Annotated in this window: 21 protein-coding genes and 3 tRNA genes; 11 read left to right on the top strand and 13 right to left on the bottom strand. The window is 43.0% G+C overall.

The features are described 5' to 3' along the window. Window positions 1-102 precede the first annotated feature (102 nt). The 4 genes from ACJV7B_RS00230 to ACJV7B_RS00215 all read left to right on the top strand — a co-directional run bounded on the left by ACJV7B_RS00230 (window position 103) and on the right by ACJV7B_RS00215 (window position 4,830). Entirely contained in the window at window positions 103-882 is a 780-nt protein-coding gene (locus ACJV7B_RS00230; RefSeq protein ID WP_375169572.1) for an exonuclease domain-containing protein, read from the top strand. 80 nt (window positions 883-962) lie between these two features. Next, the gene (locus ACJV7B_RS00225; RefSeq protein ID WP_375169000.1) at window positions 963-2,735 is read left to right on the top strand and encodes a UDP-N-acetylmuramoyl-L-alanyl-D-glutamate--2,6-diaminopimelate ligase; all 1,773 of its coding nucleotides are present in this window, start codon (window positions 963-965) and stop codon (window positions 2,733-2,735) included. Between the two features lie 85 nt (window positions 2,736-2,820). Next, complete coding sequence (locus ACJV7B_RS00220) at window positions 2,821-4,062, top strand: carboxylate--amine ligase (RefSeq protein ID WP_119520502.1); 1,242 nt, start codon at window positions 2,821-2,823, stop codon at window positions 4,060-4,062. A 42-nt stretch (window positions 4,063-4,104) separates the two neighbouring features. Then, window positions 4,105-4,830 (top strand): aspartate/glutamate racemase family protein, encoded by a 726-nt coding sequence (locus tag ACJV7B_RS00215; protein WP_004136284.1) that lies wholly within the window; start codon window positions 4,105-4,107, stop codon window positions 4,828-4,830. 32 nt (window positions 4,831-4,862) lie between these two features. On the opposite strand, the gene ACJV7B_RS00210 is transcribed toward ACJV7B_RS00215, so the two are convergent. Then, on the bottom strand, window positions 4,863-6,320 hold the full coding sequence (locus ACJV7B_RS00210) for a bifunctional folylpolyglutamate synthase/dihydrofolate synthase (protein ID WP_004128692.1): 1,458 nt from the start codon (window positions 6,318-6,320) through the stop codon (window positions 4,863-4,865). A 270-nt stretch (window positions 6,321-6,590) separates the two neighbouring features. Between ACJV7B_RS00210 and ACJV7B_RS00205 the strand changes: the two genes are divergently transcribed. Then, a complete protein-coding gene (locus ACJV7B_RS00205) occupies window positions 6,591-8,186 on the top strand; it encodes an aminopeptidase P family protein (RefSeq protein WP_004136282.1) in 1,596 nt (531 codons plus the stop codon). 283 nt (window positions 8,187-8,469) lie between these two features. Continuing rightward, window positions 8,470-9,366, top strand: coding sequence for a carbohydrate kinase family protein (locus tag ACJV7B_RS00200; protein ID WP_004136280.1), 897 nt, complete (start codon window positions 8,470-8,472; stop codon window positions 9,364-9,366). A 75-nt stretch (window positions 9,367-9,441) separates the two neighbouring features. Here ACJV7B_RS00200 and ACJV7B_RS00195 read toward each other — a convergent pair. The 3 genes from ACJV7B_RS00195 to ACJV7B_RS00185 form a co-directional block, all read right to left on the bottom strand. Continuing rightward, window positions 9,442-9,515, bottom strand: a tRNA-Ile gene (locus ACJV7B_RS00195). Window positions 9,516-9,599: 84 nt separating this feature from the next. Further along, complete coding sequence (locus ACJV7B_RS00190; protein ID WP_410314629.1) at window positions 9,600-10,325, bottom strand: ECF transporter S component; 726 nt, start codon at window positions 10,323-10,325, stop codon at window positions 9,600-9,602. Between the two features lie 269 nt (window positions 10,326-10,594). Continuing rightward, a tRNA-Glu gene (locus ACJV7B_RS00185) sits at window positions 10,595-10,666 on the bottom strand. 510 nt (window positions 10,667-11,176) lie between these two features. Between ACJV7B_RS00185 and trmB the strand changes: the two genes are divergently transcribed. Continuing rightward, complete coding sequence (gene trmB / locus ACJV7B_RS00180) at window positions 11,177-11,995, top strand: tRNA (guanosine(46)-N7)-methyltransferase TrmB (RefSeq protein ID WP_119520508.1); 819 nt, start codon at window positions 11,177-11,179, stop codon at window positions 11,993-11,995. Window positions 11,996-12,059: 64 nt separating this feature from the next. Here trmB and ACJV7B_RS00175 read toward each other — a convergent pair whose 3' ends face one another. From ACJV7B_RS00175 to ACJV7B_RS00160, 4 genes are all read right to left on the bottom strand, one after another. Then, on the bottom strand, window positions 12,060-12,524 hold the full coding sequence (locus ACJV7B_RS00175; protein ID WP_004134563.1) for a cell division protein SepF: 465 nt from the start codon (window positions 12,522-12,524) through the stop codon (window positions 12,060-12,062). A 24-nt stretch (window positions 12,525-12,548) separates the two neighbouring features. Next, window positions 12,549-13,760, bottom strand: a complete 1,212-nt coding sequence (ftsZ, locus tag ACJV7B_RS00170; RefSeq protein ID WP_032837773.1) for a cell division protein FtsZ — start codon at window positions 13,758-13,760, stop codon at window positions 12,549-12,551. Between the two features lie 213 nt (window positions 13,761-13,973). After that, window positions 13,974-15,128, bottom strand: coding sequence for a tRNA dihydrouridine synthase DusB (gene dusB, locus ACJV7B_RS00165; RefSeq protein ID WP_375169008.1), 1,155 nt, complete (start codon window positions 15,126-15,128; stop codon window positions 13,974-13,976). 77 nt (window positions 15,129-15,205) lie between these two features. Then, a complete protein-coding gene (locus ACJV7B_RS00160; protein WP_004136274.1) occupies window positions 15,206-16,726 on the bottom strand; it encodes a glycine--tRNA ligase in 1,521 nt (506 codons plus the stop codon). A 138-nt stretch (window positions 16,727-16,864) separates the two neighbouring features. Here ACJV7B_RS00160 and ACJV7B_RS00155 point away from each other — a divergent pair, with 138 nt between their 5' ends. Beyond that, window positions 16,865-17,230 carry an MTH1187 family thiamine-binding protein gene (locus ACJV7B_RS00155; protein WP_116793864.1) on the top strand — a complete coding sequence of 122 codons (366 nt, stop codon included), beginning with the start codon at window positions 16,865-16,867 and terminating at the stop codon, window positions 17,228-17,230. A gap of 75 nt (window positions 17,231-17,305) precedes the next feature. Then, window positions 17,306-18,538 carry a M20 family metallopeptidase gene (locus tag ACJV7B_RS00150; protein ID WP_004136270.1) on the top strand — a complete coding sequence of 411 codons (1,233 nt, stop codon included), beginning with the start codon at window positions 17,306-17,308 and terminating at the stop codon, window positions 18,536-18,538. A gap of 17 nt (window positions 18,539-18,555) precedes the next feature. On the opposite strand, the gene ACJV7B_RS00145 is transcribed toward ACJV7B_RS00150, so the two are convergent. From ACJV7B_RS00145 to ACJV7B_RS00130, 4 genes are all read right to left on the bottom strand, one after another. Continuing rightward, window positions 18,556-19,350, bottom strand: a complete 795-nt coding sequence (locus tag ACJV7B_RS00145) for an isoprenyl transferase (RefSeq protein ID WP_419388664.1) — start codon at window positions 19,348-19,350, stop codon at window positions 18,556-18,558. 76 nt (window positions 19,351-19,426) lie between these two features. Then, a complete protein-coding gene (locus ACJV7B_RS00140) occupies window positions 19,427-20,653 on the bottom strand; it encodes a hypothetical protein (protein ID WP_419388663.1) in 1,227 nt (408 codons plus the stop codon). Between the two features lie 151 nt (window positions 20,654-20,804). Next, complete coding sequence (recO, locus tag ACJV7B_RS00135) at window positions 20,805-21,551, bottom strand: DNA repair protein RecO (protein WP_019260824.1); 747 nt, start codon at window positions 21,549-21,551, stop codon at window positions 20,805-20,807. Window positions 21,552-21,601: 50 nt separating this feature from the next. Next, complete coding sequence (locus ACJV7B_RS00130; protein WP_419388662.1) at window positions 21,602-23,020, bottom strand: DivIVA domain-containing protein; 1,419 nt, start codon at window positions 23,018-23,020, stop codon at window positions 21,602-21,604. Window positions 23,021-23,138: 118 nt separating this feature from the next. Here ACJV7B_RS00130 and ACJV7B_RS00125 point away from each other — a divergent pair. Continuing rightward, a tRNA-Val gene (locus ACJV7B_RS00125) sits at window positions 23,139-23,212 on the top strand. Window positions 23,213-23,273: 61 nt separating this feature from the next. On the opposite strand, the gene ACJV7B_RS00120 is transcribed toward ACJV7B_RS00125, so the two are convergent. After that, window positions 23,274-24,179 carry a YlbL family protein gene (locus tag ACJV7B_RS00120; RefSeq protein ID WP_419388801.1) on the bottom strand — a complete coding sequence of 302 codons (906 nt, stop codon included), beginning with the start codon at window positions 24,177-24,179 and terminating at the stop codon, window positions 23,274-23,276. Between the two features lie 150 nt (window positions 24,180-24,329). Here ACJV7B_RS00120 and ACJV7B_RS00115 point away from each other — a divergent pair, with 150 nt between their 5' ends. After that, a complete protein-coding gene (locus ACJV7B_RS00115; protein ID WP_419388661.1) occupies window positions 24,330-25,826 on the top strand; it encodes a zinc-dependent metalloprotease in 1,497 nt (498 codons plus the stop codon).

Genomic DNA, 25,826 nt, shown 5'->3' with positions numbered 1-25,826 from the left:
AATAATACTTTTTACTTTGCACATAGATTTGCAAATATCTCGACGAATCGCTTTGTAGATTGCCCGCGCGCCAAAACCCGCCATTGCGGTAATATTGTGACTATGCCAACAAATATTAAAGAATTGTTAGATGCTTTAAATGCAGCTCCATTTCAAGAGGAAAACACTCCACTTTCAAAATCGTGGCTGCTTGGTTTCGATACTGAGACGACCGGAGCAAATATTGGTAAAGACGCAATAGCTTCCGCAACCTTGGTTTTAAGAAATCCTTCTTTAGGACACGAAGGCGATACTGTTTCTACATGGCTAATTAACCCTCATCAGCCTATGAATCCTAAAGCAAGCGAAGTAAATGGTTTCACAGACGAATACCTTCAAGAACACGGCGGAGAACCTGTAGAAGAACTTGAAACCCTGGCACAAGCAGTTAGCTTGGCTCAAGCAAAAAATATTCCATTGCTGGCTTATAACGCACCGTTTGATGTTGCTATGCTTCGTCATGATTTGAACCGTTGGCAACTCAAATCTTTAAATCAACGACCAGCTTGCAGCATAAGCACTCTTACAGAAAACGATGTTCTTACGGTAGATCCGCTAGTTATTGATCGCGCTGTTTCTATAAGACCTGGGAAACGCACTTTAACTCTTACTTCCCGATTCTATGGCGTTGAACCAATTGGTGACTTCCACGATGCTACTGCAGATACTGTGGCAGCTCTTGATTTAGTTGCTCCTATTTGCAATGCGTATGAGCAAATTGGAAGCATGACATTAAGCAAGCTAATGAGTTGGCAGAGAGAAGCATATATTCGTTGGAGAGATAGTTTTAACAAGTGGCTTGAATCTCATGGCCGTGAGCCAATTCGTGGGACTTGGCTTTAAACTTGTTTAAAATAAACAATTTATAATCCAATTGCATTATTGCTTAAAAATATTTACTTATGTTTAGCGAAAAGAAAAATATGACTATGCACAACACGTTGTCACTAACAAGCGCAAGTAAGCTTTTGCAACAATATGGCTTGTTGCGCGAAATGATTCAGCATCACGAGTCACAAGATTCAGTTTCCAATAGCGAAAAAGCTACAGACTCTACGCATTCCCGTAATGAAATATGGTCTTTAAACCCGTATTATTTTGCCAATTTTGATGCGGATGAGTGTTTTGCCCACGCAACTTACGATACTCGCGATATTAAGCCTGGAACTTTGCTTTTTATTAAGGGCAATTTTAAACCTGAATATCTTTTAGACGCAGACAGCAAAGGTCTTAGCGCATACGTTGCTGAGCAGAGTTACGCCGAGTACACAAATGCTGTTGGCTTAATTGTTACAGACGTGCGCAAAGCAATGAGCATACTTTCTGCAGCATTCTTTGGAAATCCTCAAGAAAAACTCACAGTTGTTGGAATTACTGGAACTAAAGGTAAAACAACTACCGCATACTTTACTCACGCTATTCTAAACGCACATTCTGGCTCAAAAGCAGCGTTGTTCTCCTCCGTAGATAACTGCTTAGACGGTGTTAATTACGTTGAGTCAGATTTAACAACTCCCGAGAGTTTCGACGCTTTTAAAATGATGCGCGAAGCTGTAGATAACGGCATGAAATACCTTGTTATGGAAGTTTCTTCCCAAGCTTATAAGGTAAATCGCGTGTACGGGCTTAAGTTTGACGTTGCAGCTTTCTTAAATATTAGTCCGGATCATATTAGTCCTATTGAGCACCCAACTTTTGAAGATTACTTGTATTGCAAACGTCAAATTATTGCAAATACTAAGCGATTGGTATTAAATGCGGATGCTGATCACGCAGATCTTTTGTTGCAAGATGCAGAACGTAACAATGTGCCTGTAACAACTTTTGCAAGAATCCAAAAAGATGAAATAGACAATAGTTCTTGCGAAGCTATGAATAGTGACGATTTAGAAGATAATCACATAGATTATTGCGCATCTGTTAACGACGACGACTATGCCGAGCTACTTACGCCTGACTACATTGCAATGCCTACAGGAAACAGTGAGTCGCATTGCATTTCTATTAGAGATACGGACGAAGATAACGGCGATGAAGACGTACACTACTCTACTGTTGACGACTTTTCGCTTGCAATTGCGGGAGATTTTAATTACGAAAACGCTTTAGCAGCAATTGCTATTGCTGGAGAACTTTCAATTAATCAGGATACTGATTTAGCAGCACTGAAATCTATTGAAAATATTAAGATTCCTGGACGCATGGAAGTATTCAAAGACGCACAGTCTAACACAATTGCTGTTGTTGATTACGCGCATAATTATATTTCCACTAAAGCACTTCTTGATTTTGTTGATGAACGTTACGGTAAGGAAAACCCTAGAATTACACTAGTAACAGGATCTGCAGGTAATAAAGCTTACGATCGTCGTAAGGAAATCGTTCAAGCTGCTCAAAATCGTATTTACCAGTTTATTTTTACAACTGAAGACACAAATACAGAAGACGAAATGGATATTTGCAAAGATATGCGAGGCTACATAACTAACGAAAACGTTAAGTCGCATATTATTATAGACCGTCCAGATGCAGTGGAATACAGTGTTGACGACGCTCGAAAAAGCTTTAATCGCGAAGAAAAATTCAACGTTATTCTTTTGATTGGCAAAGGCGATGAGCGTTGGATTAAACACGAAAACAAGCATGTGCCTTACGAGGGTGATTCAGAAATCATAAAACGTCTTTTTACGCTTTAACATTAAGTATTGCAAAAACGTAGAAGTAAACGCTACGAATACATGCTACAAATAAACGAACGAATAAACCATAAAGAAGATATTAATGACTAATCAAAAATTCCAACCAGTGCTGCTCGGCAGCGATATTAACGCTTACGGAATGGCTAGAGCATTCCATGAAGCATACGGTATTACTTCTATAGCTTTTGCATATTTCCAACTTTCTCCTACAAAATTTAGCAAGATTATTGATGTGAGAATCGTCCCAAATTTTGGCGAGCTTAAAACATTTTTAAGCACAATGCTTTCGTTTGGAGAATCATGGAAGAAAGAGAATCCAAATACTAAGCTTCTACTTATTCCTTGCGGAGATGTTTACGCAAATTTGTTAAGCCAGTGTGGAGAAAAATTGCGCGACTATTTTGCTTTCCACACTTTGCCAAATGAATTAAACCGACAGCTTAGCCTTAAAAGCTCGTTCTATAAAACTTGCGAAAAGTACAATCTTGCACATCCAAAAACTAAGGTAGTAAACGCTGAGGAAGTAGCTTCTTGCGCGTACAAAGATCTTCCATTCGATTTCCCGATTGCTATGAAGCCTGCAGATAGCGCCAAATGGCTTAAAGTCGATTTTGATGGGCGTAAGAAGGCTTTTATTATCAACACGCCTGAGGATCTTGATACTCTTATTCAACGTTCTTATAAAGCCGGTTACGATGGCGAAATGATTTTGCAAGACTTTATTCCGGGCGACGATAGCCGTATGCGCGTTCTAAACGCATACGTAGACAGCGAGCACAATGTGCGAATGATGTTCCTTGGACACCCGCTTCTTGAAGACCCAACTCCAGAAGCGGTCGGCAATTACGCTGCTATTATTCCTGACTACAATGAGGAAGTTTTCCGCAACATTAAAGCGTTCCTAGAAGATATTAAATACGTTGGCGTAGCTAATTTTGATATGAAATACGATGAGCGCGACGGAGAGTATAAACTTTTTGAAATAAACTTACGTCAAGGCCGCTCAAGCTACTTTGTGACTTTAAACGGCTTTAATATTGCGAAATATTTTGTTGAAGATTTAATTGACCATAAGCCTTTTGACGGAAATACTGTATTTGGCCGTGGAGAAAAATTGTGGATGGAAATTCCACGCTCTATTTTCTTAAATTATGTAGCAGAAGGCGAAGAAAAGAAGCGTGGTACTAGTATGATTAGTCGCGGCGATTGGGGCACTACGCTAGAATATAAGAAGGATATGAACCTACTACGCTGGCTTATGATTCGTCATATGTTTTCAATTTACAAGAAGCGCTATGCTGAATTTTTCCGCAATAAGGCGTGAAATACTCCGGCACAATATGGGTTCCGAAAGGAAAATTACACGATGAAACGGCCGTTTTTTGCTGTACTTGGCGGAATGGGTACTCTTGCAACAGAAAGCTATATTCGTTTACTGAATAAAGAAACACATGCTCATAATGATCAAGAGTTTTTGGATTATGTGGTGTTTAACGACGCTTCTGTGCCAGATAGAACGGCTTATATTGTTGGCAATTCCGAAGAAAACCCATTCCCTGTTCTTGCGGACGACATTAACAAAGCAACGCAAATGGGAGCTTCTTTTATTGTATTAACATGCAATACGGCACATTATTTTTACGATAAGTTCCAAGCTCTTACAAAAGTGCCTATTATGCATATGCCTCGAGGCGCCGTGGCCGAAATTGCTCGACGCTACCCTACTGCTCGTTGCAAGCGCATTGGATTTTTAGGCACTGCAGGATCTCGTAAAGCAGGAGTGTATCAGCGCGCTATTGAAGAAGCGGGATACACGTTTGTAGCTCCAGACGACGACTTGCAGAAACGTATTACTTCGCTTATTTACGATGACGTAAAAGGCACAGGAGACCTTGATTTTCACCGTTACGAATCCGTTTTAAGCGATATGCTAGACCCTTCTGGAGCATGCCGTTGCGACGCACTTATTTTAGGATGCACAGAGCTTAGCGTGCTAAATGAAGCTTTCCCTCTTCCGCAAATTCCTTTAGTTGACGCTCAAGCAGTACTCGTAAAAGATACTGTAGAAAAAGCTAAAGCTTTGCGAAATTAGCAAATTAAGCAGCTAAATAAGAAGCTTGATTCTCAAGACTCGTCAATATTCGGGTGAATTGCAACGCGCTGATCTTTTGGCTTTTTTAAGTCCGGATTCACATGCTCAACAAGCATTGTGCGAGCATCCCCTGCCGTAACAAAGCTTCCGCAAATAAGCACGCCGTGACCGTAGCCAACGCCAAGCTCATCGTCTTCATCAACAAGATTCACAGCCGTTTGAATAGCATCCGGAAGCTCGTCAACACGAATCACGCGATCCCTGCCAAACACGCCTACAGCAATCTTTTCGAGCTCTTCCGGATCCATTACGCGGTCGCGCCAAGAATTACGAGTCACAATAATCTTCGTCAAAATAGGCTCAAGAACACCCAAGTATTCTTCAACCTGCTTATCTGCCATCATTGCAACAACACCAATAAGCTGCTCAAAATGATAGTTTTCTTCAATAGTTTCACGAAGAGACTCAGCAGCATTCACATTATGACCACCGTCAACAATAATCGTCGGCGAAGTACGAACCTGCTCAATACGACCCGGAACCTTAACCTGGCTTAAAGCTTCAGCAACCAAATCGCCATCTAAAGCTCCATTTACCGGTAGCACAACTTCAGCCGCAGCGAGCGCCGCCAAAGCATTATGCGCCTGATGCTTACCAAACTTATCTATTGGAACATCCTCATAAGTGCCAAGAGGCGTGCGCAAGGTAACAAGCTGGCCGCCAACTGCAGGAGTACGAGAAACAACTTCAAGCTCGCCGTCACCATAAGAAGAATCGCGCAATAATTTAGCATTATTACTCTCAGCAACTTCCTTAATAATTGGCAAAACCTTATCCTCATGCGGCTGAGGACCTAAAATTACAGTGCAATTTGGCTTAATAATGCCAGCTTTTGTGCGCGCAATCTCTTCAACAGTGTTTCCAAGCCACTGCATGTGATCCATATCCACAGGGCCAATAATTGCAGCATCCGCGTCCATAACATTCGTAGCATCCCATTCGCCACCCATGCCAACTTCCATTACAGCAACATCAACAGGAGCATCCGCAAAAGCCCAAATTGCCATGGCTGTAAGCACTTCAAAAAAGCTCATTTTTGGCTTACCGTCAGCCTCCATACGAGCATCAACCATGTCGATAATATCTTTCATTTGATCCCAAACATCAATAAAATCGTCGTCGCTGATTTCTTGACCATCAATCATAATGCGCTCGTTTATGCGCTCTAGATGTGGAGAAGTGTAAAGACCAGTGCGCAAACCGTATGCTCGGCACAACGACTCAGCCATGCGAGCAGTAGAACCCTTGCCATTCGTGCCAGTAATATGAATAACGTGCATAGACTTTTCTGGATGCCCAAGAATATCGAGAATTAAGCGCATTCTGTCTAAATCAAGATTAGTTTTATTATGCTCAGGAGCGCGGCTCATAATATTGCGCTCAATATCAACAATTCGCTCATTATTGCAATTTGGATGTTCCATAGACATAACTGCACTCCCCTAATTTTGTGCTCACTTACTCATTTTCCAAATATATAGATTAGTTTATGCCAACAACAGAAACCCAATGAAATATTGTGACAATATTCACATAACAAAACTTTCATCAACACACTTTGTAAATTACATATAAAATCTGATCTTTTTAATCCAAAAAACTCGCGCAAAACAGTAAATAAGACTATGTTAGTTATTGTCTAGTTTAATTCCTAGTTTATTTTTATTTACACACAAAAAGAAGTGTTAAGGAGTCGCATAATGGCAGAAAATACGCCAACAGAGCACGGTGAAGAATTAAAATCTGACGGTACACAAAAGGCGGAAGACCGCGTTAACAATCGTTCTCTTCGACCAAATAGCGATTCTTTTAAAGATTTTATGACAAGCAGCTGGGATAATCAGGAGCCAGAAGTTAAGCCTCTTGAATCCAGCAAGTATATTCCAGCACGTTTAGACGCACTTTCAAAGCGCTTCCCAGGAGAACGCTTAATTATTCCTGCAGGACAGCCAAAGGTACGCAATAACGATTGCGATTACGCTTTCCGCCCAGACACGACTTTTGCCTACTATACTGGCTTGGGTCAAGATTACGAGGCTGGAGCCGTACTTGTTATGGAACCGGTAGACGAAGACAGCAAGGAAGCTAAAGCCTGCAAAAATCATATTCCAGAGCTTTTTGTAGCCCCACGCGCAGATAACAGCACCTCAGCATTTTATAGGGATCCACACTACGGAGAATACTGGGTTGGCCCACGCGCAGGCTTAAAAGAACTTAAAGCCATGACCGGTATTGAAACGCGCGATATTGCTGAACTTGACGACGCTATTTCCAAGAACGTAAGCGACGACGCAAATGGCGAAGGCGTTCGCGTTCGAATTATTCGAGAAACCGACCCGGAGCTTACCGCAAAAGTTGAAACAATGCGCGAAGCAAGCGGATTTACAGACGAAGACGCTAATAGTTCCGCTGACGACAAACTGCACGAATTTGCTGCAGAGGCACGCATGCTTAAAGACGATTACGAAATTCGAGAAATGCGCAAAGCTATTGCAGCCACAAAACTTGGTTTTGACCGCATGCTTACGCGTTTGCCTAATGCTTTAGGTCATGAGCATTCCGAGCGCATGATTGAGGGTGCTTTTAATTCCGTTGCTCGCGAGGAAGGAAACGAAGTAGGCTACGACACTATTGTTGCTTCCGGCAAGCACGCGCCAATTTTGCACTGGATGCGCAATACTGGCGTTGTTTCCAGCGGAGAATTGCTACTTATTGATGCCGGCGTTGAAGTTAACAGCCTCTACACTGCTGACATTACACGCACTTTCCCAACAAACGGCAAGTTTACCGACTTGCAAAAGAAGCTTTACCAGTGCGTTCTTGACGCTCAGCAAGCTGGTTTTGAGGCTGCTAAGCCGGGCGCAACCTACTCAGATATTCACCACGCCTGCATGCGCGTGCTTGCAGAACACTTGCACGAATGGGGAATTTTGAAGGTAAGCGTTGAAGAATCACTGTCTCCAGAAGGCCAACAGCATCGACGCTGGCATGCGTGCGGCGTTGCTCATCATCTTGGTTTGGACGTGCACGACTGTGCTCAAGCACGCTACGAGTCTTATCAAGGCGCAAAAATTACTCCAGGCATGATCTTTACAATTGAGCCAGGATTATACTTTGCGTCTAACGATTTGATGCTACCGGAAGAAATGCGCGGAATTGGAATTCGTATTGAAGACGATGTTCTGATGACTGAAAACGGTCCAGAATGGCTTTCTATTGACATTCCAAAGCAAATCGATGACGTAGAAGCATGGATGGCCGAGCAAGCTCACAAAAGTGATATTTTTCAGCATTAATCAATAAATTAAAATAATAAAAAATATAATAAAACGAAATAATAATAAATATAGTACGCCAGCATAAGTTAAGTTAAACGTACACAATATGGCACTTATGGTGCGCTCTATAGAAACGTAACATGCATTGCGCATGTTACTTATCGCAAGGGCACACCATAATTGTTTATGTAGCATTTTTACAAGCAAAATTTGCACCAAAATGCTTTTGAAGAAGCGAGAAGATATTTATAAAAGTATAGCTCTACAAACTTGCTGCACTGACGCGCGCGAAAGGAATATTATGACTAAGCCAATTGTTCTTTCACTCGGCGAACTTTTATGGGATTTACTTCCACACGGAAAACGTGTTGGCGGAGCGCCAGCAAATTTTGCATATCATGCACAGTGCCACGGAGCGCAAAGTTGCATGATTAGTGCTGTTGGTCAAGACCAACTCGGCGACGAGCTGATTGACAAAGTGAACAAAGCCGGAATCACATCAATTATTCAACGCAACGCGTGGCCAACAAGCACTGTGGAAGTAACGCTAAAAAAGGGAATACCAGAGTACACTATTCTGCGAAATATAGCATGGGATCATATTCTTTACACTCGAGAGCTCATTGATTTAGTAGAACGAGCAGATGCGGTATGCTTTGGCACTCTAAGCTTACGTTCTCAAGAAACTCACGACACAATTTTACAATTGTTAAAGCATACTAAGCCTGGAGCAATGAAGTTCTTCGACATAAATATTCGAAGCGACCACTATTCTAAGGAACTTATTGATACTCTTCTTCAGCAAGCCACCGTTTTTAAGCTTAACGATTCTGAACTGTTCCTACTTAGAGACATGTTCAATATTCGCGACACTTCAGACGAGGAAGCTTGCAAGTGGTTCCAAGCTCGTTACGCACTAGATTATGTGATTCTTACAGGCGGCTCTACTTTTAGTACGATTACTACTAGCACCGGAGAAAGCTCTACTATTCCAACGCCACACGTTGATGTTCTTGACACAGTTGGTGCTGGGGACTCGTTCTCAGGAACATTCGCAGCACATATTCTTAAAGGCGAAAGTCTCGAAGAAGCGCATCGAGCAGCCGTTAATACCGCTGCATTCGTATGCACTCAGGAAGGCGCATGGCCAAAGTATCCTAAACAAATACCGGATTATTTAGCAAAAGCCGGAAAATAAAAATAAAAAATAAAATTTAACTCATAAAATCAATAACGCCACTTCATAACCTATGAAGTGGCGTTATTTAGTTCGTGGGGCCTCAGGGGCTTGAACCCTGGACCGACGGATTATGAGTCCGTTGCTCTAACCGACTGAGCTAAAGCCCCACGCTAACAAAGTTAGCAACGACTAGATTAGCACATACCCATAAACGTCGCCAACCTAAGTGAGTCGAACTCAAATAAAAAGCATCACACGCGCTCAGTTCGTCCGGAAGCAAAGTTATCAAGAGCACCAGTTGCGCGCAAAGCCAAGTAAACAAACCACACAAGCACGCCGGAAAGCAGCAATCCGCTTATAAGCTCTGTAATCATATGAATCGTAATATAAGTAGGAGATTTAGCCTGATACTTAGTGAAGCTTAAGAACACACCATACTCAAAAGCCACAAGCAAACCAGAAAGAGCACTCAAAGTCAAATTAAACTTTCGATACTTAGCAATCAAGAATGGAATTTCCGCAAAAACACCCTGCAGCAAAGCAGAAATAACAGTATCCCTAATATTAAAAGGAGAACCAAGCAAAACCTGCACAAAAGCTGCAACAACATTCACATACACTGCAGAACCAGGCTTACGAATTAAAAGAAGCGCAAGAGTGCCAGACAAATACCACACGCCGTGCGTAATACTTGCGAAACCAGGAAGAACCGCTGCATTAAGAGTACGAATTATTGGAATAAACACCAAGCCGTATCCGCACAAAATAACGCCAAAAACAGCAGATAAAGCAGCTCCCAAAGCAATATCTGCCACACGCCAACGCAAATTAGCAACAATTGAAGGCTCCGGATTAGCTTTAGCATTCGCACTATCCGTTACAGTAGTTGCAGAAGTTGCAGAATCTACAGAAGTAGATGATTTCGCTTCATCACTATCAATACTATTATCAATATTCGTGTTAAAAATATTGCTCATAAGAAATCCTTTATCTTAAAATGCTGCGCATTGTAAATACTTAACTGAGCACTTCCTGACCTACGCAACCCGGGCAGAAGCACCAACGAGTAAGTCTATCACCTTAAACAAAAGAAACACATGCTATAACAAATTTGCGTTATCAAAGTAAGTTATAACGCAATATAAAACCGCAGAAATCTAGGATTATAGGGGTTATAGGCCAAACTTTAGCAAGATGCAATCAAAAACAAAAAACACCGCTGAGATTTCAGCGGTGCTCTAATTTGTACCCCCTAAGAGAGTCGAACTCTTGTTGTCAGATTGAAAGTCTGGTGTCCTAACCGTTAGACGAAGGGGGCTTCGAACCAAACCATATGATACTAACACTCAGAAAAGAGTCGCGCAACTTACGGCGTGTTGAGATTAAGTACGTCTTAATTGCGTGTGTGTTTACGGTGGTTATGAGATGTGGCTGTGAGTGATGGGTGTTGCTTGTCTCGCAGCGCTACGCTCTTATACCTTATTTGGACTTAGTGGTTGCATAGTTAAGTTTAGTTTTTTACTTACTTTCTTTCAAAAATATTTATTTATCAAAAAGATATTACTATCGCTCCGCTTTTATATTGCTCGACCAAGCAACACCCACCCCTCACTCGTAAATTCACCCACCGTTGTTTTTTGGTGTGGCAGGAAGAGTGCTTGGTGTGGTGTGTGCGGCAGCGCTAATGCTAATGTTCGCTAATCAACAGAAATCAGCATCAGCAGAGCAGTGATGTATACTTTTTGGTAGCATAAAACAAGAGTTCGAGCATGACTAAAGTCATGTGAATTTAACTAAAAGCGTATAGCCGAATAACGAAAGTAATCTAATGAGCAGTGAAAATGAAAACGAAAACACTATGCAAGCCAAGCAACGCACTGTATTGTCGTTTGTGCGTCGTTCTGGACGCTTAGATGCGCGTTTACAGCACGCTCAGGAGCGTTATGCAAGTCAGTACTTACTAGATGTTACTGAAGCTCCTGGCTCTTTTAGATTGCGCGAAAATTTGCACATTACGCATGATTGGATTAAAGATAAGTGGGGCAATAATAATCCGCTTATTGTTGAAATCGGTTCCGGTCAGGGCGAAAACGTTGTTGCTGCAGCAGAACGTTTGCCGGAAACTAACTTTTTGGCGCTTGAAGTTTATGATCCAGGCGTTGCTCATACAATGCTTTTAGCTGGAAAACAAGGTTTAACTAATCTTCGTATTGCGCAAATTAACGCTCCTGATTTCTTCGCAGCTTGTGACCGCGGAGTTTTAGAAGAAGTTTGGACTTTCTTCCCGGATCCATGGCCTAAGATGCGTCACCATAAGCGTCGTATTGTGCAACCAGAGCTTGCCTCTACAATCCACCAGGCGTTGCGTAAAGAGGGCGTTTGGCGCATTGCTACAGATATTGAGGACTATGCTTTGCACGTGCATGAGGTTATGGATTCTCGCGAAGATTTCGCGAACATTGGCGAATTAAGCGTAAGCCTTCCAATTGAGCATGTTGGAAAAGGTACTGCCGATACTGCAGCAGCTCTTCCACACGCAGATTTTAACGAATCTGAGCGCTTTGCTGGTCGAGTTCTTACTAATTTTGAGCGTAAAGGTTTGGATGCTGGTCGCACGATTCACGACTTCACTTATCTTGCGCAATAAATAAAAAGCAGCGAAAGTGTTAAACAAACGCTGCTTAATTAAGATTTTTATTGCGTAATACGCTTTAAGAGAACAAGTCTCGAGCAGTATTGCCGTTTGGAGCATCCTCTACTTTAATATTCACTTGTGCAGGACTGAGCAAGAACACGCGAGGAGTTACACGCTCAATAGAACCGCGCACGCCGAATACTACGCCAGCAGAGAAATCAACAATTCGATACGCCACAGACTCAGTTACACCAGTTAAATTAAGCACTACTGGAACGCCATCTCTTAAAGCGCGACCAACCATTTGCGCATCGTCATAAGACTTTGGATGAATGGTAGTAATACGGCTCATGCGATTAAGACTTGCGCGAGCAGAAGTGCCACTAGAGCGAGAATCGTCTCCGTGCTGCGACGCAACAGGTGTTACCGATCGATCGTTGTCAAAGGAAGTTTCTGGAACATCAGCTTCAACATAATCATCATCTTCTTGAACATCTGCCATACCAACGTACGACATTACGTTCTTCATAAAGCTAGCCATGAAGCCACCCTCCTCTCGTTACACCTAACGCAAAAAATCAGGAATATCTAGTTCATCCGGTTCAGAAGACTGCGGCTGAGCAGGTTCTGGATTAGATGCATACTGCTGATTTGCTGCAGTATCAAACATAGAAGGCACAGAAGCAGGCTGCTCTGCTTGTGTAGCAGCAGATTCTTCCCTCATAGCAGAAGTAGACTTTGCTGGAGCAACAGACTTTACATCTGCCTGCATATCAACAAACTGGCCGGCTGTTGCTGAAGATTCTTCCGACTTAGAGTGAGCGTCGAAACCTGCAGCAATAACAGTCACACGTACTTCGTCACCGTAGGAATCATCCAAGGAAAGACCCCAAATAATTTGTGCTTCTGGATGAATAGCCTTACGAACAAGCTCAGTTGCAGCAGACGCTTCTTGAAGCTTCAAATCGCTTGGGCCTGCGATGTTAATCAAAGCACCGTGAGCACCTTCAATGCTTTCCTCAAGAAGAGGCGAGCTGATAGCGATTTCGGCAGCCTGAGTTGCACGATCTTCGCCCTTTGCAGAACCGATGCCGAAGAGTGCTGTACCTGCGCCGCGCAAAATAGCGGTAACATCGGAGAAGTCCACATGAATGTACGAATTTGTGGTAATCAAATCCGTAATACCTTGAACGCCAGCAAGCAATGCGGTATCTGCCGTCTTAAATGCTTCAATAATACCGATTGTGCGATCCGAAATTTCCAAAAGACGATCGTTTGGAATTACGATTAACGCATCAACTTCTTTGCGAAGATTTTCGATACCAAGTTTTGCAGATGCAGCACGCTGCGGGCCCTCAAAACCGAATGGACGCGTAACAACTGCAATAGTTAAAGCACCCTGCTGATGCGCAGCACGAGCAACTATTGGGCTAGCACCAGTGCCTGTACCGCCGCCTTCGCCGCAGGTAACGAACACCATATCAGCGCCCTTAAGTGCTTCTTCAATATCTGATTGATGATCCTGTGCAGCTTTTGCACCCTTCTCAGGATCAGCACCAGCACCAAGACCTCGGCTTGAAGCGTCCGATAATGAAATCTTTACATCAGCATCAGAACGCAGTAAATCTTTAGCGTCAGTATTAATGGCTACAAATTCTACATTCTGTAGACCCTCGCTGATCATCCGATTGACGGCGTTACCGCCGGCACCACCGACGCCGACTACCTTGATGATGGTTTTGTCGTTGAAATTGTCAGTCTGGGCAATCTCGCTCACCGTTTTCTCCTGTCACTCACGCACGTTTACACAATATTTTAGCGCAAAACGCTCGATACTGACGACGTTTTAACAATAAACTGAAAAAATGTCACTGATTTGATAATACACCGGGCTATATGCAAATATACATAGCCGGTAATTTTCTTTGAATAATCACAAGATAATCGCAAAATAATCAGCATATAAAAATGGCCAAAAGCCTAGAAAACTCTAGTAACTAGCATCCATTGGGTCGTCGCCAAACAAGGCTTCGCGTTCCTCGTGACTTGTAGTACGAGAATCCAACCAGCCGTATGGCAAATGAACTTTTTTAGCAAAACGCACACGCCCACGCGGCGTGTCTAACACTTGTTCCGGCAGACGAAGAGAGCCATCGAGCATGTTGAGATTGCGCTTAACATCCTCAATAGACTCGCATTCCATAAAGTTTTTGCGAGTTCCTCCCCCAACCGGAAAACCCTTTAAATACCAAGCGATATGCTTACGCAAGTCGTGAACAGCCATACGCTCGTCGCCATCATAAAACTCAACCAAAAGATTTAAGTGGCGCAAAATAACTGAGCCAACTTCCGCCAAAGTTGGATTAACGCGTTCACTACTGCCCGCACAAGCGTTACGAATATCTGCAAAAATCCAAGGCCTACCCTGGCATCCGCGACCGATAGCAACGCCAGCACAACCAGTTTCTTTAAACATTGCGAGCGCATCTTGCGCACCCCAAATATCGCCATTGCCAAAAACGGGAATATCAAGCGCCTCAACAAGCTCCCCAATACGCTGCCAGTCTGAATGACCGCCATAATATTCTGAAGTTGTGCGAGCATGCAAAGTTACAGCAGCGCATCCTTCTTCTTGCGCAATATGTCCAGCTTGCATAAAAGTTTCATGACTCTCGTCAATACCAACACGGAATTTTGCCGTAACAGGTATTCCTGCAGGTTCGCAAACAGAAACAACGCGGTGCAAAATTTCTTGCAACAAATCAGTTTTCCAAGGAAGAGCAGAACCGCCGCCGCGTCTTGTAACTTTAGGAACTGGGCAGCCGAAGTTTAAGTCAACATGGTCAGCCATGTTTTCGTCAACAACAATTCGAGCAGCCTGCTCTACAATAGAAGGATTAACACCATAAAGTTGCAGCGAGCGCACTTTTTCGCTAGGCGCAAAACGGCAAAGTCTAAGAGCTTTTGGATTTCGTGCAACTAATGCTCTAGCCGTAATCATTTCTGCCACGTAAAGCCCGTCCGGACCAAATTCACGGCAGATTACGCGAAATGGCCAGTTGGTAATTCCAGCCATTGGAGACAAAACAACAGGAGTAGCAATATGAACTTTCCCTAAATCCACTGGTTTTATAGAAAAATTCATATTGCTTTAACTCCATTCACTTTAATAATATTTTGCTTTAATGCTTAAGCTACACTTAAACGATACTTAAGCGCGATTTAGTACAAGCCGCCAGCAGTTGCGATTTTAACAGGCTTAGATTCGTCCTCGCCTGCTTCTTTAGCAACATCCGTAGCGCCGTCAGCCGAACGAGTGCCAACGATTTCAACAGGTCCTTGCGGATACTTAACGCGCTTCTCGTTAATGCGGCTAGCAACGTAATCTGCAACCTTGTCCAAAGAAACGCGCTCTTGCTGCATAGTGTCGCGCTCGCGGATAGTAACAGCATGATCTTCCAAAGTATCGAAGTCAACTGTTACGCACAAAGGAGTACCGATTTCGTCCTCACGACGATAGCGGCGGCCAATAGCGCCTGCTTCGTCATAATCAATAACCCAATCGTGCTGGCGAAGATCCGCAGCCAAATCTTGAGCAACAGACTGCAATTCTGGCTTCTTACTCAAAGGCAACACTGCAGCCTTAACAGGAGCCAAACGAGGGTCAAGTCGAAGAACAGTACGCTTGTCAACGCCGCCCTTAGTGTTTGGAGCTTCATCGACATCGTAAGCATCAACCAAGAACGCCATAAGCGAGCGCGTAAGACCAGCAGCAGGCTCAATAACGTAAGGAACGTACTTTTCGCCAGTAGCCTGGTTAAAGTAGCTCAAATCCTCGCCGGAATGCTTAGCATGAGCAGACAAATCGTAGTCAGTACGGTTTGCAATACCCTCAAGCTCTCCCCAGTCCGAACCTTGGAAGCCGAATTTGTATTCAATATCGACAGTGCGCTTGGAATAGTGGCTGAGCTTCTCCTTAGGATGCTCGTACATGCGCAAGTTTTCTGGCTTCACACCCAAATCCACATACCAGCGAACGCGAGTGTCAATCCAATACTGATGCCAAGCTTCGTCGGTTCCAGGCTCTACGAAGAACTCCATTTCCATCTGCTCGAACTCACGAGTGCGGAAAATAAAGTTTCCAGGCGTAATCTCGTTACGGAAAGACTTACCAATATTTGCAATACCAAAAGGCGGCTTTTGACGAGTAGAAGTCATGACGTTCTTAAAGTCCACAAAAATACCCTGAGCTGTTTCAGGACGCAAATAGTGCAAGCTGTTTTCGTCTTCAACAGGGCCTAAATGCGTTCGGAGCATCATGTTGAAGTCACGTGGCTCAGTCCAGTTTCCGCGAGTTCCGCAATCTGGGCAAGCAATATCTTTTAAGCCGTTTTCTGGCATTTTATCGCCATGCTTTTCGGCATAAGACTCTTCCAACTTGTCTGCACGATGACGCTTATGGCAGTTCAAGCACTCAATCAAAGGATCGTTAAACACGGAAACGTGACCGGAAGCAACCCAAACTTGCGAAGGCAGAATAACGGAAGTATCCACGCCAACAACATCGCCGCGCGTGGTTACCATGTAGCGCCACCATTCGCGCTTGATATTATCCTTTAACGCAACGCCCAACGGACCATAATCCCACGCGGAGCGCGTGCCACCGTAAATTTCGCCAGCTGGGAACACAAAACCTCGACGCTTAGCCAAGGACACGACTTCATCAAGCTTTGAAACAGCCACAATACACCTTTTCGTAAAACTAGAAAATTCGGGTGAAACGGTGTTAATTATAGAAAAACCCTGTGACGCTTGTAGAATTATCAAAATAACATAAATATTGCAGTTCGTTTGCTGTTGCGCGAGTTTAAAGGAATTACTATGAGCGAAAATAATAGCGAGAATACAAAAGACAATGCAAACGCTCACAAAACTAACACTGTTGCGGCGTTGTGCATTGCTCCAAGCGGAGTTGGTGACGAGTTAAGCGAGTACGTTGCGGATGCTGTGAAAGTTATTCGCGATTCTGGATTAAAAAACGAAACTAACGCAATGTTCACGAATATTGAGGGCGAATTTGATGACGTTATGCACGTTGTTCGTGACGCAACTATGACGCTAGTTAATAAAGGATACCGAACTGGCGTAATTCTAAAGCTAGACATTCGCCCTGGTTTTAGCAATCAAATTGACGCAAAAGCTGCTCTTGTAGATAAAATTCTCGACGAACGGAATAAAGAAGAATAAAAACTGAAATCAAATAATCTCAAATAATCTCAAAACTCAAAAAAGTTATAATACAACAAAGGAAAGCAGGAATTTATGCTGCAACTTACGGCAGTTCAGAAAATATTATCCGATTTAGATGAAACCCAAGCAGAACGAGAAAAACAATACAAATACTTTCATCAACATCCTGAACTGTCAATGAAAGAAGATCATACAGCTCAAACAATTATTGATATTCTTAGCAAAGCTGGGATTGAAACAAAACGAGTTGGAAAAACAGGCGTTGTGGCAGAGATTAAAAACGGCGAAGGTCCTGTTGTTGCTATGAGAGCGGATATCGATGCGCTTCCAATTAAAGAAAATTCAGGAAAAGATTACACTTCAACAGTTAGCACGCAAGACGAAAATGGCAAAACGGTTGGAGTTTCACACGCTTGCGGTCACGATTTTCATATTTCCAGCCTACTTGGTGCCTTGAAGGCTTTTAATGAACATAAAGATGCTTGGAGAGGAACGTACATTGGCGTTTTTCAGCCTGGAGAAGAAACAGCTCAAGGCGCAAAAGACTTGGTGGAAAATGGCATTACGAGCATGATTGCAAAGCCCGACGTTTACCTTGGTCAGCATGTGTTGGGTGCTATTCCTGCAGGAACAGTCGGTATTCGTCCGGGCGCGTTCTTAACTACTGCAGCTTCGATTCGCGTGCACATTTTTGGTAAAGGTTCGCATGGTTCTATGCCCGAGTTGAGCGTTGACCCGGTGGTTGTTGCTTCATCAATTGTGCTTAAATTGCAGACGATTGTTTCTCGCGAACTTGCAGCTAAAGATTACGCAATTGTTACAGTTGGCGCGCTTAATGCAGGAAGTAAGTCGAATATTATTCCTGATGACGCCGAGCTTTTAATTAACACAAGAACTTATAGCGAAGATACTCAAGAATTTGTGCACAATGCTATTGAACGAATTGTGCGTGGAGAGTGCGAGCTTGCAAGATGTCCTAAAGAACCAGAGTTTACGTATTCTGATCACTATCCGCTTACGAATAATGATCAGAATGCATCTTTGCGCGTGCGTAAAGCTTTTGATGAATACTTTGGAGAAGATTCTGTAGATATTTCGCGCGCTTCTGCTTCGGAAGATTTTTCTATAGTCGCGAACGCTTTTAAAACTCCTTACGCTTACTGGGGCTTAGGTGGTTTTGCGGATATGCAGAATGCTCCTGGAAATCACAATCCGGCATTCGCCCCAGATTTGCAGCCCACTCTTAATCGCGGATTAGAAGCTGCAGTCGTAGCAGCTTGCGCTTGGCTCGCTAGCGAAAAGTAACAAATCTTAGTGGGATACTAGGCATTTTTTACGCCACCAAATCTGCGGTCGCGATGCGCATAACGGTCAATCGACCTCCACAGCGCTTCGCGGCCGTAATCCGGGAAGAGTTCTGGCACAAAATCAAGCTCCGCGTAGGATGCTTGCCAAGGCAAAAAGTTGCTAGTGCGCTGCTCGCCGGAAGTGCGAATAACCAAATCGCAATCTGGAATATCCGGATTATACAAGTGCTCAGCAATCATTTTTTCAGTAACACGATCGCCCTTAATTTTGCCATTTTGAATTTCTTTAGCAATTTGTGCACAAGCATCCGCAATTTCTGCTCGCCCACCGTAGTTTATGCAAAAAACAACGTCAATAGTTTTGTTGTTCTTGGTAATTTCCTGCGCTTTTTCCAACTCGTCAATAACAGACTTCCATAATCTAGGGCGCCTTCCTGCCCAACGAACGCGCACTCCCCACTCGTTCATTTGCGCAATTCTGCGGTGAATAATATCCCTAGAAAATCCCATTAAAAAGCGCACTTCTTGCGGCGAGCGCTTCCAATTTTCCGTGGAAAAAGTGTACAAACTTAAATAGCGCACTCCCGCTTCAATAGCGCCGGCAATAGTGTCAAAAACAACAGGCTCTGCGGCCTTATGGCCTTCTGTTCGAATCATTCCGCGCTCTTTTGCCCAGCGACCATTGCCGTCCATAATCACGCCAACATGGCGAGGAACCTTGCCCTTAGGAAAATCTGGTATGCGAGAAGGGTCACTAAAAGGAGCCGCCGGAATATTAAGCGACGTATAATCCACGTTTTCAAAAGCCATACTTACGAATGTAACAACCCCATTGAACGAATAAGACACACATCTAAAACAGCGTATTTATAAAATACGCAATCATCTACATATTCATTTCTTCTCGCTTAGGGTTAAGGAACTTTGCCAAACCAAATGCTCTTAAAATTGCAGCTAAAATAATTGGCAAAATTGAAAGAGTTATAAATGTATACGCAAAGTGTTCAAGATAGAAGTAAGAGATGCTTGAACCACTAATAATATCAAAAATAAGCATAATTATTACATAAGCAAAAGTAGAAATTAATACGCCAAGAATAGACCCGCCTATATTAGAACGTTTGCGAACAACAAACTGTCTTTGGAAAACCTCTAAAAGAATAATAAAAACCAATGTTGCAATCAGGTAAAGAATAAAATGCATTATATCGAAATAATTATGATTCCAAATGTAGTAAATAGTTTGAACAATAAACCAAACAATAGAAGGTATAATAACAAAATTATTTTTACGAGCAACTTGCGCAAAACCCAATACTACCGAAAATGGAATTAAATTATATGCAAAATAAAGCCATGCAGTGCTCAAGGAATAACCATAACCAAAAGTTTGAATTGGATGATCAAGAATAAGATATGCGCCAATTGCAACAGCAATAGATAAAATAATTACTAAACCTATTTCTTTTTCGTTCCATTGTGAACAAAAAGTATTAACAAGCTTTTCGTGCTCATTAAAACGATTGTATAAGCTAGATTGAGCGTAACCTCTAGGCGCACCGTATTGCGGCATACCAGGCCCACCGTACTGCGGACCACCGTATTGCGGACCACCGTACTGGTTTACACCGTACTGAGACTGGGCGTAGCCTTGTGGATTTCCATTTTGCATCTGTGCGTAGCCTTTTGGGCTGCCATACTGCGGAGCACCATACTGTGAGCCATACTGCGGCTGAGCATACTGCTGCTGCGGCTGAGCATACTGTGGCTGGCCGTACTGAGTTTGAGAATACTGCGGCTGCTGAGAGTAAGTTTGTTGCGACTGAGCATACTGCTGTTGAGCATACTGTGGCTGCGCATACTGCTGCGGCTGGGTCGGCTGATATTGATTCTGTTGGTACTGATCCTGCTGGTACTGATCCTGCTGGTACTGAGATTGTTGATACTGATTCTGCTGATACTGAGATTGATCATATTGCGGCTGATTGTACACATCAGATTGCTGATTTACATAAGATTGCGCGTTTTGAGAAGAATTTTCAGCATTATAAGAATTACTGTTCTCGCTATTAGTCTGATTATTCACAGCGTCAGAATTGTTATTAACGTCCATTTTGACTCTCTAGCTCTCGTAAAACAAACACTTAACGCTCATTTTACTACACGAATAAAAAATATTAAAAGACTTAAATCAGCAAATCGCAAAAGGCAAAAAGCGCAAAATATTGAAAATACTAAAATCTAACGAAAAAATTACGAGCAAGCTAATCAGAAATTAATCCTATTGAACGAATTGGTCGCTCAAGATAATACTCCGCCCAAAGTTTTGCGCAAGAAAGAGTAGAAGAATCGATTGGCACGCCGTCAATAGAAGACCAATCGCCTTGTAAAAGTGCGAATAGTTGAAGACGCGTTTCGTCGGAACAAATAATAGATTCGGGAGTATGATCACCAGCACACATAACGCCACCAGCAGATGGAGAAAAGTAGCACAAATTTTCTTCTTTTCCGCAAACAACGCAAGTTTTTAAACGCGGAGACCAACCAGCCAAAGACATTGCGCGCAAAAGGTATGAAATTCCAATAGCATTCGGCGCATGCTTTCTGTTAGATAGCGACGACAAAGCAGCAGTAAGTAGACGATACTGCCCGGAAGTATCTTGATATTCACGCATATACTCATCCGTATACTCGTTGGAAACTAGAGCATCCGCAACTTCCAGCATAACGCTTGCATACTCATAGGACGTATAATCGGCACAAATCGAGCCAGCGTAGGCAGATATAGAAACAGCCTGAGATACAACATCCAAAGACTTTCCTTGCGCCAAAAGAACGTCAACGCGCATAAGAGGCTCAAGTCGGCCACCAAAGCGCGATTTAAGACGACGAACTCCTTTTGCAACAGCACGAACTTTTCCATGCTGCTTTGTGAGCAAAACTACAATCCTATCTGCTTCACCCAAAGGAAAAGCACGAAGCACAACGGCTTCATCGCGATACAACGGCATAAATCAAAGTGCCAGTCTAAAATTATGCAAATCTTAGCAAATAAAAGCGGTTACGCTAAGCCGTCGCTAGTATCGTCATTAGTATCGTCATTATCTGAATCATTATTGAAAGAAGTTGATTCATCAATATGACCGATTATTGGGAATGAAAGATCCGGAATATCCAAACTCAATGGCTTGCTAGGCTCTAAATGCGTAACTGGGATTTGCATAGAATCAGACGCACGCTTTGCAGGAGCTGCAGGCGGGAAAGATGGTATAGAAGACGCAGGTGCAGGTGCAGGTGCAGGTGCAGGTGCAGATTCAGCAGCTTCGTGCATACGATGCGAAACCGGAGGGAAAGCAGGAGGCACGCTCGGCGGCGCAGTCTTGGAAGCAGAGGAATTATGCATTACTGTGGCACTTTGCAAAAGCTCATCGTTACTATCTTCATCTTCAAGATTTGCGGACTTGCTTTCTGCAGAATGAGCCGTAAAGATTGCGCGCTCAGACTTATTTAGAGCTTCAAACGAATCACTAGAAGGTTGATTATTGTAATCAACCGGAGCAAAAATGCTTTGCTTTTCGTGATCAGGAACATTAGGAACCAATTGAGAGCGAGTAATCTTTGGCAAAACGTTTGAAGCTTCGCCCTTTTCTGCAGAAGAAGCTACAGAAGAAGCTACAGAAGATGCACTAGACACCTTTGCTGCAGGAGCAAAAGATGGAGCGTCAGAAGCGGCAGAAGCAGCCGCAGAAGAAGCAGCCGCAACGGACGCGCGCTTATCTTCAGCAGCAGACGCAGCAGCAATAGCCTCAACAAGAGTATGTCCTGAATAATCAGAATCAACGTACTTGTCTAAACGCTTAAGAGATTCCAAGCTACTTAACAAACGCACGCAAGCATTCAAGTAGTAATCAACCTGACGCTCATCATAACCATGTTTGCCAGTTTTTTGAGTGAAAATAACATTAGAAACATATGTGGAGTTGATGTCATTCAAAGTATTTTCGTCGGTTTCCCACTCAAGCTCGTGACCAAGCATAAGCGCAATCTTATCTAAAGCTTGATCAACCATAATATCTACTTGCTTACGAGCATAAGATGGTCGACGAGAAGCACCGTTATCAAAACGTTCACGATAATCACGCTGAGCATGCTTCAAAAGCTTACGATACAACTCTTCGGCACGAGCTTTCCAAGCTACCCTACCGCACTCGGAAATCTCCTGCTCTGTGCATTTGTCAACAACTGCGCGCTCTAAGCGAGACAGTGCAGCATCAACCTGCCCAATAACATAACCATTGCGCTCTAAATCAAAAGAAACTTCTTGAATGTCTTGCTGAGTAAGTCGAGCCTCATCGCTTTCATACAAAGTGTGCGCACGCTCCAGAAAAGCATCTACCTGTGCGACGTTATATCCTAACTTACGCTTACCCACACGCTCCATTCCTGAAGCATTACGAGCGGTATCAGGTTTATGAGTCATCTACTATCGACCTCCTGAGCACATGTTTCCATTGAGTATACTCTACGCGATTGTTGAGACGCGCGCCACACGTTGCATTCGTACATACCTTCATGTATGTTTTTACTTTGTTGCAAACGGGCGATTAGCTCAGCTGGCTAGAGCGCCACCTTTACACGGTGGATGTCGGGGGTTCGAGTCCCTCATCGCCCACTTTCTGTTCGATTTGATTCTATTATTTAAATTTTTTTATTTAGATTCTCTTATTTTGTATTTATTTTGTATTTACATCTTTTGCGCTACAGCTTGGCAATTTATCTGCGCCACGGCCAGAACCTATAGATTTCAACGCTTTATAAGCTTCATCAATCGTACTAACTCGAACAACTCGCAAACCTTGTGGAACATGACCAACTACTTCGTCGCAATTATCTTTAGGAGCTAAAAACCAGGTAGCACCATCTCGCTTAGCCGCAATCATTTTTAGACGAATACCGCCAATAGCACCAATTTTCTTCGATTTTTCAATAGTTCCAGTGCCGGCTATAGTTTTACCGCCAGTTTCACTTTCAGGCGTAAGCTTATCTAAAATTCCAAGCGTATACATCATTCCTGCAGAAGGACCACCAACATCTTCAATATGCAAACGCAACTTCACACCCTTAGTATTAATTCCAAGATGCTTAGAGGCGTATTGTAAAGCAACGTTTTGCGCAACATCCTGCGAATTGTCCATTTCGTGTTCGGATTCTTTATCGTAATCATCTGCATTCTGGCCAACAGGAACAATTGCTTCGCGAGGAATTATCTCTTTTTGAGGATCCAGCCACGAAATAAGCGCGTAAAATGTTGAAACTTCATACCCTGGAACTCCAGAAGTATTAACAGTGAGCATTAATAATTTTCCGCTATCTTTATGCTTTGCATGATTTGAAAGTATTTGAATTACAGGAAGCTTTGAATTTCCAGAAACACCAAGCACATCCTGAGTAGGCCCCGGCTCTTCTACAACATACGCACTTGGTAGCATCAGCGCAATTAACGCAACTACTACGGCGAAAAATCCCGCAAAATAGCGCAAAGAATGTGAATCAATATACAAAATTAACTGCTTCGCAAATGTTAGCAATCTACCTGATAACCTACTAAATATGCGCAAACGTTTAGAAAAGCCAAGCATGTTTGTATCATTACACAAGCCCTATATAGATTAATTTAATTTTGTATTTGACTTATAATGCAAATAAAGCAAAATATAATGCAAAATATAATGCATAAAACATAATATATAAAACATATTTGCTTGAAACCGCAGCAAAAGGATGAACTCATGAACGATGATGCAATTCACCAGTGGCTTATTGAATGCTTTGGGCCAATACAAGGCGAAGAAGCATGGAAACAACTTGAACAACTTCCTTTTGAGTTGCGCGAACAACTCTTAAATCAGAATCCAGATAAGCTTCCTAAACCGGACGAAGTTCGTAGCATGATGCAAGCTTTCAGCGCGGGAGGACTAAATAATCCTAATGAAATGGAAGCAACACTTGAAGAAGGGCCAATTAACCAAAAACTTGCGCAATCAATTGCATTACAACGAGCAACCGGAGATCAAGGCAACGTAAATGCAGAAGTTGCTGACTCAGCTAGGCGTGCGCTAAGCCAAGCAAATTTGTGGCTAGATATTACGTGCAATTTCAACCCTGCTCCAGGAACACCAGCGGTACTTTCAAGAGCAGATTGGGTTGAAGGAACACTCGGATCATGGGTAAAATTCGCAAATCCTGTTGCAAAATCCGTGAACGAAGCGCTTACTTCTGTTATTGAGGAGAGATTGCGCGATGTGGACGATGCTGAAGTAAAAGGACTTTTTGCAGGAGTTGTGCCAATTCCGCTGCCTGAAGGAATGAATAATCCGTCGCAACTAATGAAACTACTCGGAAACACTTCCTTTGCTATGCAATTAGGTCAAGCTGCAGGCGCACTTTCGCACGAAGTACACGGAAGTTTTGATCAAGGACTTGCGTTATTGCAAAATCCTGCTGGAGGCTTAATTCCATACAACTGCATTGAATACGCAAAAGTGTGGGAGTTAGATATTACAGAAGTCATGAATTATTTGGCTTTGCGAGAAGCAGCTCACGCAAGACTATTCGCATCCGTGCCATGGCTTATGCCGCGATTTGAGTCGCTGATTATTAAGTACGCAAACGGAATAAACATTGATTTAGAGGCGATGGAAGAACAACTTCGCGACGTGGAAACTATGAATCCGGAAGCAATTTCGGGTGCTGTAAATTTGCAGAATATTGGTAGCAACGATTCTGAGGAGCAGCGTCAAGCATTGCACAGTTTAGAAACACTGCTTGCGCTTGTTGAAGGATGGGTTGATTGCGTTACTTGGCAGGCTGGAATGGCTCATATTGTGCATATTGAACAGTTGCGAGAAATGATGCGTCGCGAGCGCGCTGCAGGAGGCCCGGCAGAAGTGACTTTCGAATCGCTTTTGGGATTGAAACTTAGACCTCGCCGAATGAGAGAAGCAACTAAATTGTGGGAAAAGATTACTCAAGAGCGCGGAATTGATAAGCGAGATAGTTTGTGGAGTCACCCGGATTTGCTACCAACTTTGCAGGAAACTAGCGAAAACGCGAAGGAAGATGGTAGCGAATCTAATCATGAAAATAGTAGCAAAAACGTGGACGCAAATAGCAGCGAAGTCTTAGATACTAGCTTAGGTACTAGCAGTAGCGAAAATTGGGATGCCGACTTTAGCAAGCTACTTGAGGAAGAAGAGCGCAAAAAGAAGAAAGACGACGAAAACTAG

It is taken from the genome of Gardnerella bretellae (assembly GCF_048545135.1).
Lineage (GTDB): Bacteria > Actinomycetota > Actinomycetes > Actinomycetales > Bifidobacteriaceae > Bifidobacterium > Bifidobacterium greenwoodii.
The sequence above is the reverse complement of the archived record's forward strand: the minus strand, read 5'-3'. Positions and strand labels throughout refer to the sequence as shown.